This is a genomic window from Phycisphaeraceae bacterium, assembly GCA_040222855.1.
In the GTDB taxonomy this organism is placed as follows: Bacteria; Planctomycetota; Phycisphaerae; order Phycisphaerales; family Phycisphaeraceae; genus Mucisphaera.
In genome coordinates this window covers 61,574-78,741 of sequence record JAVKCD010000003.1, presented here as the reverse complement: position 1 = coordinate 78,741, position 17,168 = coordinate 61,574, and the positions used below count along the sequence as shown (strand labels likewise).

Annotated in this window: 14 protein-coding genes and 1 tRNA gene; 13 read left to right on the top strand and 2 right to left on the bottom strand. The window is 63.6% G+C overall.

The window, feature by feature from the left end:
* Positions 1-9: 9 nt before the first annotated feature.
* On the bottom strand, positions 10-1,347 hold the full coding sequence (locus RIG82_00335; GenBank protein MEQ9459385.1) for a hypothetical protein: 1,338 nt from the start codon (positions 1,345-1,347) through the stop codon (positions 10-12).
* 95 nt (positions 1,348-1,442) lie between these two features.
* On the opposite strand from RIG82_00335, the gene RIG82_00330 reads away from it, so the two are divergent.
* Positions 1,443-1,515: transfer RNA gene (locus RIG82_00330), tRNA-Lys, on the top strand.
* Between the two features lie 41 nt (positions 1,516-1,556).
* The gene (locus RIG82_00325; GenBank protein ID MEQ9459384.1) at positions 1,557-2,573 is read left to right on the top strand and encodes a dipeptide epimerase; all 1,017 of its coding nucleotides are present in this window, start codon (positions 1,557-1,559) and stop codon (positions 2,571-2,573) included.
* Between the two features lie 121 nt (positions 2,574-2,694).
* On the opposite strand, the gene RIG82_00320 is transcribed toward RIG82_00325, so the two are convergent.
* Complete coding sequence (locus RIG82_00320) at positions 2,695-3,771, bottom strand: Gfo/Idh/MocA family oxidoreductase (protein ID MEQ9459383.1); 1,077 nt, start codon at positions 3,769-3,771, stop codon at positions 2,695-2,697.
* 105 nt (positions 3,772-3,876) lie between these two features.
* Between RIG82_00320 and RIG82_00315 the strand changes: the two genes are divergently transcribed.
* From RIG82_00315 to secD, 11 genes are all read left to right on the top strand, one after another.
* Positions 3,877-4,809 carry a hypothetical protein gene (locus RIG82_00315; GenBank protein MEQ9459382.1) on the top strand — a complete coding sequence of 311 codons (933 nt, stop codon included), beginning with the start codon at positions 3,877-3,879 and terminating at the stop codon, positions 4,807-4,809.
* Between the two features lie 49 nt (positions 4,810-4,858).
* Positions 4,859-5,551: a MotA/TolQ/ExbB proton channel family protein gene (locus RIG82_00310; GenBank protein ID MEQ9459381.1), complete on the top strand. Its 693-nt coding sequence runs from the start codon at positions 4,859-4,861 to the stop codon at positions 5,549-5,551.
* 12 nt (positions 5,552-5,563) lie between these two features.
* Positions 5,564-6,037 carry a biopolymer transporter ExbD gene (locus RIG82_00305; protein ID MEQ9459380.1) on the top strand — a complete coding sequence of 158 codons (474 nt, stop codon included), beginning with the start codon at positions 5,564-5,566 and terminating at the stop codon, positions 6,035-6,037.
* A gap of 3 nt (positions 6,038-6,040) precedes the next feature.
* The gene (locus RIG82_00300) at positions 6,041-6,517 is read left to right on the top strand and encodes a biopolymer transporter ExbD (protein MEQ9459379.1); all 477 of its coding nucleotides are present in this window, start codon (positions 6,041-6,043) and stop codon (positions 6,515-6,517) included.
* A complete protein-coding gene (locus RIG82_00295) occupies positions 6,514-9,027 on the top strand; it encodes a hypothetical protein (GenBank protein MEQ9459378.1) in 2,514 nt (837 codons plus the stop codon). Before RIG82_00300 ends, RIG82_00295 begins: the two co-directional genes overlap by 4 nt.
* 78 nt (positions 9,028-9,105) lie before the next feature.
* The gene (locus RIG82_00290) at positions 9,106-10,176 is read left to right on the top strand and encodes an aldo/keto reductase (GenBank protein MEQ9459377.1); all 1,071 of its coding nucleotides are present in this window, start codon (positions 9,106-9,108) and stop codon (positions 10,174-10,176) included.
* Positions 10,173-10,703: an NUDIX hydrolase gene (locus RIG82_00285; GenBank protein ID MEQ9459376.1), complete on the top strand. Its 531-nt coding sequence runs from the start codon at positions 10,173-10,175 to the stop codon at positions 10,701-10,703. Before RIG82_00290 ends, RIG82_00285 begins: the two co-directional genes overlap by 4 nt.
* On the top strand, positions 10,700-11,584 hold the full coding sequence (locus tag RIG82_00280; GenBank protein ID MEQ9459375.1) for a rhomboid family intramembrane serine protease: 885 nt from the start codon (positions 10,700-10,702) through the stop codon (positions 11,582-11,584). Before RIG82_00285 ends, RIG82_00280 begins: the two co-directional genes overlap by 4 nt.
* 25 nt (positions 11,585-11,609) lie before the next feature.
* Positions 11,610-12,839 carry a tRNA guanosine(34) transglycosylase Tgt gene (tgt, locus tag RIG82_00275; GenBank protein MEQ9459374.1) on the top strand — a complete coding sequence of 410 codons (1,230 nt, stop codon included), beginning with the start codon at positions 11,610-11,612 and terminating at the stop codon, positions 12,837-12,839.
* Entirely contained in the window at positions 12,832-13,248 is a 417-nt protein-coding gene (gene yajC / locus RIG82_00270; protein ID MEQ9459373.1) for a preprotein translocase subunit YajC, read from the top strand. The genes tgt and yajC overlap by 8 nt, the downstream gene beginning before the upstream one ends.
* 75 nt (positions 13,249-13,323) lie before the next feature.
* Positions 13,324-17,130 carry a protein translocase subunit SecD gene (secD, locus tag RIG82_00265; protein MEQ9459372.1) on the top strand — a complete coding sequence of 1,269 codons (3,807 nt, stop codon included), beginning with the start codon at positions 13,324-13,326 and terminating at the stop codon, positions 17,128-17,130.
* Positions 17,131-17,168 lie beyond the last annotated feature (38 nt).

Sequence of the window (17,168 nt, the reverse complement as noted above, 5' to 3'; positions counted from 1 at the left end):
CACGCTCCATCACGAACGCACAACCCTCCGCCCGCTGGCTCGCGGGATCAGCCCCGCCACACCGACCAGACTCCCCAGAACAAGCGTAAACACCGGGTTCACCATCGCGTTGAGAATACAGTCAACCTGATACAGCAGAACCACGGTCGTCAGACCAACGTAGTAAGGCACCCAGTCCAGCGACCAGGACTCGTAATCAATCCTCCGAATTAACACCCAACCTGGATAACTAAATGCAATCGTGAACGCAGCCAACCCCACCAGCCCGTTGACACCCACGATGATGATCCACAGACCATCCGTGATCGTGATATCACGACCCTCCTCATTCAGCACCCGGTTTCGACCCCACCCGCCCCAGCCAAACAAGGGCTGCAGACTCGCACGTGCACTGAGAATGTCCTCATTCTGAAGCCTCGTGTTCAGCGAGCCCGCGCGTTCCTCAGACAACATGGGCCCCGCCAGCGACATCAGCGTGTCTGCCGTAAAAACCCTCGGGTACCGCACCGCGTAGTACCCCGCAGGCAGCAGCGTCAGAAACACCATCAACGGCACAGCCACCCACTTCTGACGCACAAGCAGCATCACACATCCCAGACCCAGCAGCACCAACGCCCCAAACGACTTGCACAACACCGCCGTCACCGTGATCGCCGCAGCAATCCACCCCATCGGGATCGACCAGACGCCCTTGAGCGAACCCGACCGCCACATCCACAAGGCCATCAGCGCGCTCATGCACATCCAAATCCCCACCATCAGGCCGTGCTGCATGAACACCATCGGCCGCCAGCCACCCGATCGAGCCGACTGATAGAACTCATGCTGCATGAACCCGTAGAGCTTCAGGTGCAGCTGAGGACTCATTCGAACCTCGTACAGACAGAACGCGACGTAGATCAGGCCGCCAATCACCAGGCCGCGTGACAACTCCTTGAGCCCCTCCACGCTGCTGAAATACGCACGCCCGATCAGGTAGGGCAGGCCCCAGGTCACCACCTGGTCCAGCGTCGCCGATAACCCGTCATACGCCCCCAGACCGTTTATCACCGAGGACGCCATGGGCACGAGACAGAACACCACAAAAGGCAGGTCCGCCAGCCTGGGCTTGAGCCTCAACAACGTGTTCGGATCGAACAACGCCGCTCCCAGAAGAATCCCGAAGCACGTCGCCGACATCTTGGTGTAATCAGGCACCGCGGGGAACGAAAACCCCGACATCGGCAGAAACAACCACCCGATCAGGATCGACCACACCACAGCACGCCGAGCTGGCATCGCCAAAAACATGGCGAGAACCACCGGCAGCCAGCTGAACAGCACCGCCTGGGCGACAAAGTTACCCACAGACCTCCTATCGTCTCTTCATCGGCTCCGCCATGCCTAACCCGCCCCGCCGGGCAGACTAACGCGCTCCGGTCCGATACAATCTGGCCCCACCTGACCGGGTAGCTCAGTCGGTAGAGCATCGGCCTTTTAAGCCGCTGGTCCTGGGTTCGAGTCCCAGCCCGGTCATTCAATAATCGCCCGATCCCGCAGCCTCGGATTCTCGCTCCATGAAGTTACGGATCCACACCCTCGATCTTCCCCTTCGGCACCCCTTCCGCGTCGCCCATGGCGTCCGATCCACCCAGCACAACCTCGTCGTCGAACTCATCGACGGCGACCACCACGGCTTCGGCGAAGCCGCCGCCATCCCCTACTACCACGTCACCCAGCAGTCCATGACAGCCACCCTCGAACGGCTCCGCGAGGCCATCGAATCCGCCACATGGGACACCCCCGAGGACCTCTGGGACCAGCTCTACCCCCGCACCGATGGCGATCGGTTCGCCCTCGCCGCCGTCGATGAAGCCGCTCACGACCTCTGGGGCAAGAGACTCGGCAAACCCGTCCACCAGCTCTGGGGACTCGATCCGACTCACATCCCCCTCACCGACTACACCATCGGCATCGACACCATCCCCAAGATGGTCGCCAAAATGAAAGAGTTCGACGGCTGGCCGATCTACAAGATCAAGCTCGGCACCGAAGACGACCTCGCCATCGTCCGCGAACTGCGCCAGCACACCGATGCCACCTTCCGCATCGACGCCAACACCGCATGGACCGCCGATCAGACCATCGAGTATTCCAAGTCTCTCAAAGCCCTGGGCGTCGAGTTCATCGAACAACCGCTTCGCGTCGACGACTGGGACGGCATGGTCCGAGTCCGAAACCACTCAGCCCTCCCCGTCATCGCCGATGAGTCCTGCATCATCGAAGCCGATGTCGAACGCTGCGCCCCCTTCTACCATGGCGTCAACGTCAAACTCCTCAAAGCTGGCGGGATGACCCCCGCACGACGCATGCTCCAGAAAGCCCGCGAACTCGGGCTCAAAACCATGGTCGGCTGCATGACAGAAACCTCCGTCGGCATCGCCGCCATCGCTCAACTGCTCCCACTGCTCGACTACGTCGATATGGACGGCGCCCTGCTCCTTGGCGAAGACCCCGCTGAAGGCCCGACCATCAACCAAGGCGTTGTCACCCTCCCCAACCGACCCGGTAATGGCGTCATCTGGAACCGCTAAACCCAGAACCGATGTGTCCATAAATAAATAAACCACGGGCCGAAGCCCGTGGTTGATTCTTATGATTCGTTAAGCCCAAAACCCTCGACTTCAGGGACTCATTCGCCCCTTGCGGGGGGGGTTAGTCGATGGCGACTTCCTTGCCGCCTTGTTCAGCGGATTGGTACACGCCATCGAGCATCTGCTGGACCATCAGCCCGTGTTCTGCTGGTGCCATGGACGGTTTACCGTGGACCACGTGATCGACAAAGTTCCGCAGCTTCACGCCGAAGAACTCAGCAAACTCGATCTTCTGGATCCAGCCCGGCTTGATGTCGAGCATATGCCCGTGGTCATCGGTCCGGATCGTCGGGTCTTCCCATGTCCCGCCGCCCTTGGTGCCCATGACCTCAAAGCCCATCTTGTCTTCGGTGTGCGCCGCGAACGTCGCTTCAATATGAATCGTCGCCCCATTCTCAAAACGGATGCTCCCCACCGCCAGGTCCTCGACCGTGTAGGTCTTGTAATCCCAACTCCCCCACGGCGCGTGGATCTTGTCCGAGGGCTGATCGCCGATGTAGGTCCGACACATGCCCGTGGCGGCGACTGGCTTGGGCGAGCCCATGACGTAGTGACACTGCTCGAGCATATGCACGCCGATGTCGATCATCGGCCCGCCACCCTGCAGCTCCTTGCGACCGAACACACCCCAGTTCGGGATGCCACGCCGACGATTCGCCTGGACGCGACCGAAAATCAGATCGCCCATCATGCCATCGTCCACCGCACGCTTGAGATACTGCGTCCGCGGATCGAAGCGGTACTGAAAGCCAATAACCAGACTCTTGCCCGTGGTCTTGGCCGCCGCGATCATCTCCTTAGCCTCGCTGGCGTTCATCGCCATCGGCTTCTCGACAATCACGTGCGCTCCGGCCTTGCTCGCGGCGATCGAGTTCGGTGCGTGCAGACCATTCGGCGTGCAGATGCTCACCGCGTCCGGCTTGATCTTCGCCAGCATCTCCTCGTAATCCGTGAAGCAAGCCGAGTCGGCAATCCCGTACTCTTTTGATCGCTCCACCAGCGCTTTGGTGCTCACGTCGGCGATCGCGACGATCTCGACCTCGTCCGACATCGCTTTCATCGCATCCAAATGTCGCTTGGCGATGCCGCCGGCACCGATCAGCGCAAAACGAAGCTTCTTACTACCAGTCGCCGACATAACAGTAACTCTCCAGGGTGGCCCAGAACTCGGGCCGGGGTCGCGGAGTATCGTGCCCCACGCCCGTGCCTGCAAGCCGAGCATTCCTGACGCACAATACCCATCATGCCGATCGCACCCGCCAATCAAGGCTTTGCCCGCATCCGACTCCTGATCGAGCCCTGGGCTGTTTCGCTTGCCGTGCACCTTCTGCTCGCTGTCTCGCTGTTCCTGCTGATCCGCATCGCACCCCTGCGAGCGATCGAGCCCGAGACCACCCGAGCCCCCAGCGAGCCGGTGGTCATGCTCGCCCCGCCACCAGCCCCGCTCGATGCGCCGCCGGTCGCTGCGGAACTCACTCAGGCCCTCGGCCTCGCCTCCGCAGACGCCCTCGCTCTGGCCGTCGCCCCCGGGCCAGCTCCCGGTGCCGCGGTTGCCCCCGGTCTCACCGCAGCGGCCATGGCACCCCCTTCCCTGTCGTCCCCGGATCTCCTCGCTTCAGTTGATCCCGGAGCCGCGTCGTTCTTTGGCATTGCCGCACGATCCTCCCGCATCGCCTACGTCGTTGACGCCTCGGGTTCTTCTGCCGCCGATCTACCCCAGATCCTCGCTGAACTCCGCAGCGCCATCACAGGGCTCGACCCCAGCCAGTCCTTCACCGTGCTGATCTTCGCCAGCCGAGGTCTGGTCGAAGCGCCACGACCCGGCCTCAAACCCGCCGACCCCGGCACCGTCGCGCGCATCCGCCAATGGCTCACCACCGATTCCGGTGCCATCCGGCCCGGCGGGCGCTCCGACCCCATCCCCGCCATCGAACGCGCCCTCACCCTCAACGCTGAAGAAATCCTCTTCCTCTCCGATGGTCTCGCCGGCTCCATCGGTGCCGACGAAATCCTCACCCGCGTCGCCGCGGCCAACCCCGGTTCCGCCATCATCCACACCATTCACCTCCGACCCGATCCCGAGGACGAGGGCCCCCAGTCCATCATGGCGCAGATCGCCAACAGCCACGGCGGGAACTACCGCGTTGTCAAACCCGATCCCAAACCACTCTTCTAAACCGCACACCCGCTAACCTGACCACCACCCACAACGGAGCCCACGTAGCATGCCCCACTCAACAGCCTTGCTCCTGGCCCAGGCCGAAGCCGAGGCGTCCGAATCAGGCGTCATGATGTTCTTCGTCACCGACGACGCCTTCGGACAAGTCATCCTCATCGCCCTCTGGCTCATGTCGTTCTTTGGTGTCGCCCTGGCCTTCTGGTCATGGATGAACGCCCGCAAGGAGCTCCAACTCCCCAGAAATCTCGATGGCCTGCTGATGGAACCCGCCCGCCGGGGTGACACCCGTGAGTCGCGCGCCGCAGCGGAAAGCCTCCGCGGGGTCTTTGGACGACTCGCCCGTGCCGTCACCGCCGTGCCCACCGGCGACGCGGCCCGGCACGCCGCTGACGAAGCCGCCGGCATCGAATGGCAACGCCTGACCAAGCCCGTCGAGCTCATCGCGCTCATGGGGCAGGTCGCCCCGATGGTCGGGCTGTTCGGCACCGTTTACGGCATGATCCGAGCCTTTGTCGCCCTCGTGGACTCCGGCGTCTCCGGCGGCGGCGACCTCAAACTCGCCGCGGGCATCTCCACCGCCCTGGTCACCACCTTCTGGGGACTGGTTGTGGCCATCCCGGCCTCGATCATCGCCCAGCTCATCCTCGCCTGGATCGAGCAGAAGCTCTCCGAAGCCCTCTCGCAAGCCCAGAAACTCGCATCCATTCTCCAGGCCAACGACCCCGCTACGCCCCGCTGATCGGAGCACCCCGTGATCGGCTTCGTCAGACACTTCGACCGCAAACCGCTGAGCCTCCCGTTGACGCCCCTCGTCGATGTGGTGTTCCTGCTCATCGTGTTCCTGATGCTCGCTGGCACCCGCTTCGAGACCGGGGCCGATGCCGCCAGGCTCCCCGAGCTTGAACTCGAGGGGCCTCCCTCCTATCGACCGCCGCAGGAGTTGGTCATCGACGTCTACGCGGGACCTGACCCAACCGACCCGTCGCAGGCCAGGGTCCGGTACATCAACCTCGAAGCCACGGCCCTGACCGCCGAAGACATCGCCGTCGCCGTCAACGCCGATCTGTCACGCACCCCAGGCGTCCCCGTTCTGGTCCGTGGCGACGCAGGGCTACCTATCGCTTCCATCCGCCCGCTGCTGGTGACCCTCCGCGATGAGGGTGTCGATCGCATCCGTGTCGCGGCCACACGACCCCGAGCCGAAGGCGAGCCCACCCCGCCGTAACCCATGAAGCACCGCCAGTCACAGTTTGGTCGCTCTCGCTCCTACTCCGCCGTCCTCCCGGTAGCGCTGGTCGATGTCGTGTTCCTCCTGCTGATCTACTTCGTCATCGCCCTCGACATCACCCCCGACCGCGCGGCGATGGACCTGCCGCTGCCCTCGTCCGACCCCGCCGCCGCGACCCCCGAGCGCCTCCCGGTTCAGCCCGTGCGCATCACGGTCGAGGCCACCGCCACCGGCTGGGGTGCCTCGGTGCCCGGCCGACTCGGCTACGCCACCGACCTCGAAACCTTCCGGTCCGCTGTCCAGCGGATCGTGTTTGATCCCAACCGGCAGTCCGGTCCCTCCTACGTCATGCCCGGCGACCCGGTCCTGCTTGCCCTCGAAGACGGCCTGAGCTGGGAACTCGCCGTGAACCTCATCGATGCTGCCCGTCAGGCCGGTCTCCAGGCGATCGCCCTCGACCCGGAGCCTTTCCAGTGACCCGCGTCTACGCCCTCGCCATCCTCCTGCTGATGCCCCTGAGCCTCGCCGCCCAGGACCTAGAGATCTCGGTGGACGACCTCAACCAGCAGATCGAGCGGTCCCGCGAGCAGGTGACCTCGGAGCAGACTGAGCCCGAAGACCGCGTCGCCATTGCCCGTGCACGAATCGAGGCGATGCGTCAGCTCGTCCTCGACTTCCCCGAGGCGGAGGCTTTTCCTACGCATCTCGCCGAATGGGCCGAAGCCGAGCTGTACGAACGACTCGGTGCCCTTGAAAGTCTGGCTATTCTCGCTCACGAGTTCGGCGTCGCATCCCCGACGCAAACCGCAGCCATGCGCGACGCGCTGCCGCTGGTTATCAACCAGATCGAGGCGTTCGACCTCGATTCGGATCGTGTTGATGACCCGCTCCGCTGGCGGTTGCTGCTGTCCTTCGCCACCGCCCATCACGCCGCCGCCCTGATCGCCGAGAGTCCTGAGTCCCACTTGGCTGCCGCGCTGGCGGCCCTTGACCGCATCACCGAAGAGATCGGCCGCCGCCCGATCCCGCCCGCGGTCAGCCTGCTCAGGGCGCGCATCCTCCTTGCCTCAGGCGAAGCCGACGCGGCCCGGGGTCTGGCCCAGCCGCTTCTCGAAACCGAGCCGCTTCCAAATGACGGTACGACGCGCACGGCTCAACTGCTGGTCGCTGAAACCTTCCGGCTTCTTGATGACCCAGCCGCAGGCGAGGCCACGATCGCGCGCTTGAATCGGACGCTCTCCTCACCCGCCGACGCTCCCTGGCGGCTTCTGCTCGCCGACTGGATGGCCCGCGAGCGCGATGACCTGGAAATCTACCGCCCGCTGACACTTGCGGGCCCGGGCGTCGAGTGGGTCCGTGCGACGCTCGCCAATCGCTGGCTCGAACAGTTCGCCGACACACCTCCTGATCAGCTCACCGACCTCCCGCTGTGGATCAAGACCCAGCTGGTTCAGTCCGCATGGGAACGCCTGCCGGTGCATCCGGTCGAGGCCCTGGCGTTTGCCCCCACGGCGATGCTCAGCCCCGTGCAGCTCGATCGACTGGGCTGGGTCCGCGGCCTGGCTCAGCAACTGGCCGACCGCACCGATCTGCTCGCCGATGCCCGCCGGGAGTCCGCCCGCACGGCGATCCTCGCGGGCTTTGCGATCTCGCCCCGTCAACCGCTGGATGCTGTCGATGCCGCAGGCCAACTACTCGAGCTGGTGCGCTACACCCGCAAGGACGCGCGGTCGATCACGCTGACGCGTGAAGCGGCCGATCTGCTCTGGCCGCACGATGCGGCGTTTCTTGGTCAGGACGAGGACCCGGTCTCGCCGCTGCTCGATGCGGCGCTCGACAGTGTGCTGAGTCAGAACCCGCTGCTGCTCGCGGACACGCCGAACCATGTGTTGATGGCGGCGAGCCATCTCGACCAGCCGGGTGTGCCCGCGGCGCGTGCGATCGCGTTTTATCGCGCGGTCCCTCTTGACGCTGCGGGCTACTGGCAGGCTCAGCCGTTGTTGCTGCTGGCGTTGCATCGCGGGTCGATCGAGGCGGTTGACCCGCCTGTGCGCCGCCGGTACCGGCAGGAGTTGCAGCTTGAGATGGCTCGGATGGAGGCCGAGGCGTCGCGGTTGCTGACCAACGAGAGCGCGACGGTCGCCCAGCGGGACGGTGCCCGCACGGCGCTCTTCCGGGTCAGGGTGTTGCGTGGGCGATTAGCGGCGGACAACAACGATTTCGCCGCGGCGCGCGACTGGCTCGAGGAGGCCCTGAGCATCGACAGCCGGCCGGGAGCGCGTCTGGAGGTCGATGTCATGGCGACCCGTTTCCTCGTCGATCAGGGCCGGATCGCTGAGGGACTTGAGCGTCTTGAGCAGCTTCCTGCGAATCAGACCGTGGTCCGGCGGCTGGCGATTGACATCATGAGCGCGATCACCGCGCGGCTGACGCCGATTGATCTGCTGGAACTTGATCCGCCGGATGACACGATCCCTCCGCCCGCGCCTGATGCGGCGGCGCTGGCTCTGGCCGAGGCGTCGACGAGCCGGAGCCTGCGCACGATTGATCCGGAGGACCCGAACCCGGCTGCGCAGGCGGAGCGTTACGCGGCGTCGTTGCTGCGTGCGCGCGCGCTGCTTTTGCGGGGTGAGGCGGTGGCGGCGGCGGGGTTGGCGGGGGGGTTGATCGAGTCGGATTTTGCGACGCCGGAGGTCATTGAGCTGGCTTTGGTGGCACAGTTGCGGACGGGTGACCCGGCGGGGCTGGGGGAGGCGGCGCTCCTAGCTGACCGTATTATCCAGGGTTATAGCGATCCGCCTTACCCGGATCGGTGGTGGCGGTGCTGGCTGCGGCGGCTGCTGATCCTGGAGCGGATGGGGGTGGCGACGGCGCAGATCCCGCCTCAGGTGCGCCGGCTTGAGCGCACAAACCCCAATCTGGGGGGCGCGGAACTGCGTCCACGCTTCCTGGCGCTGGCCGAGAGGGCCGCGAAGCTGCAGCCTTAGGGGCTACAATCCCCCTGAACTGGACCGAAACCGACCGGCAACGTCAATCAAACGTGGTCAAACGCAGGAATTAAGCTCATGGATGTGCGCACAGTCCCCGGTACCGACCTCCAGCTCTCGCTGCTGGCGTTTGGCAACTTTGTCTTTGGCACGACGTGGTGGGGCGACTTTTCGGATGATCAGGCGCTCGCGATGCAGAATCAGGCGGTTGATCTGGGCGTCACTTTTTTTGACACCGCACCGGCTTACGGCAACGGCCGGGCCGAGAAGCTGCTGTCCCGGACGATCAAGGAGGTCGGCCGTGACAGGCTGGTGATCTCCACCAAGTTTGGTTACGACCTGGTCGCGGATCCGGGGGAGGAAGGCTCGCATCGGGAGCGGACGCAGAACTTCTCGCCTGACAACGTGCGGCGGGAGCTAGACCAGTCGCTTAAGGACCTGGGTGTCGAGATGATTGACCTCTATCAGGCTCACAACATCAAGCTCCCGCACTACAGCGATGAGTTGTTTGAGACGCTTGAGGCGCTCAAGAGCGAGGGCAAGATCCGGCACTGGGGTATCGCGCTGGGTCCGGCGATCGGCTGGCGGGAGGAGGGCCATATCGCGCTGCTGGAGAAGAACGCGGCGACGGTGCAGACGGTCTACAACCTGTACGAGCAGGCACCCGGCCGTGAGTTGTGCGAGATCGCATCACAGACCGGTCGTGGGGGCATCATTGCGCGGGTGCCGACGAACTCGGGGATGCTTGATGAGGAGTTTTCGTCGGCGGATCACAAGTTTCCGCCTCACGATCACCGGAAGTTCCGAGATAAGAACTGGCTGGTGTACGGGCTGCAGAAGAATGACATCATCCGGCCGATGGCGGCGGGTCTGGGGCTCACGATCCGACAGTTTGCGACCAAGTGGCTGGCCAGCCAGCCGGGGATGGTCTCGATTCAGCCCAACCTTCTCTCGATCGAGGATGTGAAGGAGTACGCATCGGCGTGTCAGGGTGACAGGCTCCCGGAGGAGGTGCTTGACCAACTGGCGGCGATGTATGAGACCAACTTCGGTCTGGGCGAGGAGGCACAGCCTTGTGACATCAAGTCGTCGACCGCAGAGTCGGGTGCTGTGCGGAGTTCCTACCTCGCTCCGAGCGTGGCACGATGAGTGATGCCGAGCGCACCACGATCGCGCAGTACGCCCGGTTTTCCGTCGAGCAGACGGCGCTGGCCCGCCGGGACGGTTCGATGGTTGATGCGCAGTACGTCCGCCCGGCGAATGCGGTGGTGATCCTGCCGTTGCTCGATGCTGAGCACGTGGTGCTGATCCGTAATCATCGTTTTGCCGTGGGTCAGGAGCTTTGGGAGTTGCCTGCGGGCACGATCGAGACCGGCGAAGACCCGCTGCCTTGCGCCGCCCGTGAGCTCGAAGAGGAGGCGGGGTACCGGTCCGATAACGTGACGGCTCTGACCGAGTTTGTTTCGTGTCCGGGCATCTGCACCGAGCGGATGTTCGCGTTTCTGGCTCGCGACCTGGAGCCCAGCCAGCAGAAGCTCGATCCGACTGAGCGCATCACGCCCGAAGTCGTGGCATGGAATGAGACGATGACGATGGTTAGAGATGGCGTGATCGCCGATGCCAAGACCCTAGCCACGCTTCTTTACGCCCAGGCTTTTATCAAGAGAGACCCATGAGCTTCGAGAACCGAGACTATTACCGAGATCGATCTGGGGGTGGCTTTGGGGGCGGCCGCTTCGGCGGGGCGTCTGTCGTGAAGTGGCTGATCATCATCAACGCCGTGATCTTTTTGTGGGACAACATCATGATGGGCAGTCGTCGTGGGTCGGCGCTGGGCCTGCTGCCTTACGGGTATTTTTCCGTGGATGAGGGCATCTATGGTTTGCAGGTCTGGCGTTTGTTTACCTACCAGTTTTTGCACGCCGACTTCTTCCACATCCTGTTCAACATGATCGGTCTGTTTTTCTTTGGGCCGCTGCTTGAGCGCACGCTTGGCAGTCGTCGTTTTCTGGCGTTTTATCTGCTGTGTGGCGTTTCCGGTGCGGTGGTGGCTTCGTTGCTGGGTGCGATCCCGGGTTTGATCATGATGCCGCCTTCGGCGATTCTGATTGGTGCGTCGGGCTCGCTGTTTGGCATTCTGGCGGCGTGTGCGGTGCTGTTTCCGAATCTACGTGTGATGCTGTTGATCCCGCCTGTGCCGATGACGATGCGGACGATGGCGTTGGTGTTCATGGGGATCGCGGCGTTGTCGGTTCTGGCGGGTTCGCGTAACGATGGCGGTGAGGCGGCCCACCTTGGCGGGGCGTTGCTGGGCTTCCTGCTGATCCGCAACATCGGGTTGCTCAACTTCGCGGAGGGCTCGCGTTTTTCGCTCGATTCGCCGCGTGAAGCCTTCAACCGCAAGCTCACTCAGCTCAAGGCGGATCAGGAAGCGAAGGAGCAGGCGGAGGTCGATCGCATCCTCGACAAGGTCCGGGATCAGGGGTTGCAGTCGCTGTCGAGTCGCGAGCGGAAGATGCTGCAGAAGGCCACGGACAAGAAACGCAAGGCTGGCTAAAGCGATCCGTTACTCTCTGTAGCCCATGCCCGCTCTGACGTACACCCTTATTCAGCAGGACGCCGACCCTGAGTCGAGGGCTCGGCTGGGCCGTGTCGAGACGCCTCATGGTGCTTTTGACACGCCGGCGTTCATGCCGGTTGGTACGGCGGCGACGGTGAAGGGTCAGTTGCCTGATGCCGTGGCGGGGACGGGGGCGCAGATCATTCTGGCCAACACGTATCACCTGCTGCTTCGTCCCGGCCCGGAGCTGATCGCCGAGGTGGGGGGGTTGCAGCACTGGACCCGGTGGCAGAAGCCGATGCTGACGGACTCGGGAGGGTATCAGGTGTTTTCGTTCGCGGACAAGAACGCGATCAACGACGACGGCGTGCAGTTCCGGTCGCATCTGGATGGTCGGGAGATTCATTTGTCGCCAGAGCGATCGATCCATGTGCAGAACGCGCTGGGTGCGGACATCATTATGGCGTTTGACGATTGCCCGCCTGCACCGGTGGTTGAGGGAGACGGGGGCAAGCCGAGGCACGCGGTGGCGTCGGCGGACTATGCCCAGCGGCTGGAGGCTTCGAACGAGCGGACGGCCCGGTGGCTCGAACGGTGCATCAAGGCACATCAGCGGCCGGACGACCAGGCGCTGTTTGGCATCGTGCAGGGCGGGATCGACCTCGACGCGCGGTCGCAATCGGCGGAGCAAATCACCCAGCACGACCTGCCGGGCTTTGCGATTGGGGGCGTGGCGGTCGGTGAGGGGTACGAGCAGCTCAAGCGGGTAACGGCACACACGGCCCCGTTGCTTCCCGAGGGCAAGCCCCGGTATCTGATGGGGGTTGGGTATGAGCGGGACCTGGTGGCGGCGGTCCGGGCTGGTGTGGATATGTTTGACTGTGTTCTGCCGACGCGGAACGCCCGAAACGGCAACGCGTTTACCCCCAGGGGCCAGATCCGGCTGCGGAACGCCCGCTTTGCCAGCGACACCGGGGTGATCGACGATGGCTGCGACTGCCGGGCTTGTGCGGGGGGCTTTACCCGGTCGTACCTCCGGCACCTGATCGTCGCTGAGGAGATGCTGGGGCCGATCCTGCTGACGCTTCACAACCTGCGGCACTTCCAGCGGCTGATGTTGGACATCCGCACCGCGATCCGGGATAACAGGTGGCTTGACGTTGCCCGGGACTGGCCTGTGACCCTCGATCAGGGCCCCTCAGGACCCAGGGATAACGGTTTGCCCCCCTTGGAGCCTACTCACGATGCTTGAAATCCTCCCGGTCTGGATCGCCCAGGCCGATGCAGATGCCCCTCCCGTCGCCCCGGACTCGCTGCCGGCCACCACCTCGACGCCTGGTGCTCCCGGCGTGGGTCCCAATGGGGTTCCCGCCACGCAGCCCGCCTCGGGGGGAGGGATGGAATACCTGCTGCTGTTCATGGTCGGCTTCATGGTGCTAATCCTGCTGATGTCCTGGCGGACACAGTCGAAGGAGCGCAAGAAGCGTGAGAAGATGCTCTCAGCGCTGACCAAGGGGGCGAAGGTCCAGACTATTGGCGGGATGATCGGGACGATCACCGCGGTGCGCGACGACGAGATCGTTGTGCGCATTGATGAGAACAACAACACCACAGTCCGCTTCACCAAGGGCGCGATCCAGACGGTCGTTTCCGACGACTGATCGAACGCACCCTGATTCCGCACGCGCTGCGGATGGTTGAATCACGCCCTGCTAGCCCACCGGAATGCACCGTCTATGAACGTCCCTGTCTGGAAATGGATCGTCATCTTCCTGGTCCTCGGGATCAGCTTCGCCTCGTTCTGGCCGCCGGAGGAGAAGCTCAAGCCCGGTCTTGACTTGGCCGGCGGGACCACGCTGGTCTATACCGTTGATGTGCCTTCGGGACGCGATCCCGGGGAGATCATCGACAACACGATTGACGTGCTCCGTGACCGGATCGACCCGACGGGCACGCGCAACCTCGTGTGGCGTCGGATCGCTGGTAATCGTGTCGAGATTCAGATGGCACTGGCCAGTCCTGAGACGCGCAATCGTCGTGAAGCATTCTATGCCCTGCGGTCGCAGGTGCTCGAACGCAATGTTGACCCGCGTCGGCTGGATGCCATCGCGCGGCTCAGCCCTTCGAGTCGTGAGCGTGAGATCAATGCGCTGGCGGCTGGGGACGACTCGTATCGTGAGAAGCTCGAGACGTTCGCGGCGACCCACGACCTGTTTGTCGCCCTGCGACCCGAGGCCGAGGCGGCGGAGCGTGCGTACAACGAGGCGCAGACCCGGCTTGACTCGATGCCGCCTGGCACGACGGGGATCGAGCAGGCTCAGGCTCTTGTGGATGAGCTGTTTCCTCGGATGATCGAGGTGACCGAGCAGTACCTCGAAGCCCGGATGCAGCGGGAAGCGGCTCGTTCGGCTGTGCTCGAAGCCAACATCGAGCCGCACGAGGTCGAGCGGGTTCTCTCGCAGCCCAACACCACCAACGAACCCAACACCTCGACACCTCGTGAAGAGGCCGGGGCTGAGCTGATCGCCGCCCACCCGGATCGTGCGGCTGATCTGCAGGATCTGATCGACGCATGGAACGCCTACGACCGGGTCAAGGGTCCGCTTGATGACCCCAACGACCTGATCGCTCTGCTCCGCGGCTCGGGCGTGCTTGAGTTTCGGATTGCGCCGTTTGCTGATGAGGTAAACGCTGAGGAATACCTTGAGCAGATGCGTGAGCGCGGGCCTCGGGCCGGGGCCGATCGCCCGTTCCGCTGGTTCCCGGTTGATGATCCCGAGGAGTTCGACGCTGGCCCCGAGGTCGTGATGACCGAGTACGCCGGGTCGCTTTACATCCTCCTGGCGAACACCCGCGACAAGGCACTGGCTCACGATATCGAGGGTTGGCGGATGAACTCGGCCAGCCCGACGCAGGATGAAGTCGGGCAGCCTGCGGTTTCGTTCACGCTCAACGACTATGGCGGGCAGATCCTCGCGCAGATCACCGCCCCGAATGTCGGCAAGCCAATGGCGATTGTGCTGGATGGTCGGGTGATCTCGGCACCGACGCTCAACTCCCGGATCGGCTCGCAGGGGATGATCTCTGGCGGGCAGGGGGGCTTCTCGCAGGACGAGCTCACTTACCTGCTACGGACGCTCAAGGCGGGCTCCCTCGAAGGGCAGCTCTCGGAGTATCCGGTCTCGATCAAGACGACGGGCTCGGCGGTCGGGGCCGACAACATCGCCAAGGGCACCAACGCGGCGCAGCTCTCGCTGATTGTTGTCTCGTTTTTCGTGCTGTTCTACTACCTCGTTCCGGGCATCGTGACGGTGCTCGCGTTGATGATGAACATTTGCATCATCCTCGGTGTGATGGCACTGCTTGGGGCGACGTTTACGCTTCCGGGTATCGCGGGCATCATCCTGACCATCGGTATGGCGGTGGACGCCAACGTGCTGATCTTCGAGCGTATCCGCGAGGAACTCCAGGATAAGCGTCGAGACCTGCTGGTGGCGGTGCGCAATGGTTATGAGAAGGCCTTCTCGTCGATTCTCGACGCCAACCTGACGACGCTGCTGGTGTGCGTGATTCTGGGCGCGACGGCGACGTCGGACATCAAGGGTTTTGCTTACACGCTGGGGATCGGCATCATCGCGACGCTGTTCTCGTCGCTGTTTGCGGCCCGTGTGATCATCGAGACGTATCTGCAGTTTGTTCGCTCGCTGCCGATGATGTCGACGGTGTTCCCGCCGATCCGGAAGGTGCTGTCGCCTAAGCTCGACTGGATCGGGCTTCGGTGGATCGTTCTGCCGATCTCGGCGTTCCTGATGGTCTGGGGCGTGTGGATGGTCAACGAGCGGGGTGAAGACCTGCTCGACATCGAGTTCCGGGCCGGCACGCAGGTCAGCTTTGTGCTCGCTGATGAAGCCAAGATGGAGAATGCCGAGGCGCGTATGCGCGTCGAGGCGCTTGGCGAGATGGCACGCAGCATGGAGGCTGAGGGTTTTGATCCCAACACGCTGACGGCTGAGGACCGTGCGCTCTACCAGACGGTGCTCGATATCGAGCAGGAATCCGCGGCTCGGATCGCCGCGCAGATGGCTGACTACGAAGAATCGATTGCCGCTGGCTTGCAGGCCGATGCCCCCGGCGAGCCGGCTGACCTGACTCGACTGCTCGGTGCTTCAGTGGTTCCCGAAGGCGATATCGAGGGCACCCAGGCGTCGGGCTTCTCTGTTTCGGCGCTCATTACTGACCCTGACGCCGTCTCCGCTGCGGTGAAAGCGGTGTTTGCCGACGTGCTCGACACGACGCGGCCGATCACCTTCGACAGGGCGGACATCACCGATGTCGGTCTTGCACCCGTGTACGCCATCACCGACTCCAGCGGCGATGTGACCACGCTGGGTGAGAACATCGGGCAGCCCGAGATCACTGCTGACGTGTCGGACTACCTCGGCGGGGTGGCCATCGTGCTCAACGACCTGCGGCCTGCCGCGACGATCGAGGACCTTGAGCGCCGTATCGATCGCATGCGACGGCAGCCTGCCTACGAGCAGCTTGGCTACCGCGCGTTTACGGTCATCCCGCTGGACCTTGCCGATGACTCGACCGAGTCAGGCGATCCGCTTTACCGTTCGGTTGCCGTCGTCACCAGTGATGCCACGACCAACTACGCGGAGGACCCCGCTTCGCTGGTGGACAACAACGGCCTGGCCGCGACCGAGTGGGAACTGGTGGTCGATGCGCTGCGCCGTGACACCTCGCTTTCCTCGGTGAGTAACTTCTCCAGTCAGATCGCGACGTACCTGCGGAACAACGCGATTGCCGCTGTGCTGTTGGCGCTGGTTGGCATCGTTGCGTACATCTGGATTCGTTTTGCCGGGTTCGACAAGGGTCTGGCTGCGACCGCGGTGCTCGCGTTGGCCACGTTCGCGGGCGGTCTCGCCCAGCTGGTTGTCGGGCAATACTTCGGCATCGGCGTCCGGGGCGAGGGCTTCTGGATCCTCATGGCCATTGCGATCGCACCGCCAGCGATCGTGCTGGGTATCGTCACCTGGTACTTCCCTGCGCTGCGTTATGGCCCGGCCGCGATCATGGCGCTTGTCCATGATGTGACGATCACGCTCGGTATCGTCGCCACTGCGGGCTGGCTCTACAACAAGCCCGAGTGGTCCTGGGCGGCGTTAATGGATTTCAAGATCAACCCGGCGATGATCGCGGCGATGCTCACCCTCGTTGGTTACTCGCTCAACGACACCATCGTGGTCTTCGACCGCATCCGTGAAACCCGCGGACGGCTGCCCTATGTCACCAAAGCCATGATCAACCACTCCATCAACCAGACGATCTCGCGAACGATCCTGACCTCGTTCACGACGTTCCTGGCGGTCTACATCCTCTATTACTTCGGCGGCGACGCCGTCCACGGCTTCGGTTTTGCGATGCTCATCGGCGTGATTGTCGGGACCTACTCGTCGATCGCGATCGCGGCCCAGTTCTTGCTGCTGGGACGCCAGCCCTCCGAGCCCTTGCCCGAAAAAGACGTGATCCACGCCTGAACCTTGGTGTGAAACAGCAACACGAAGAACCCAGGATC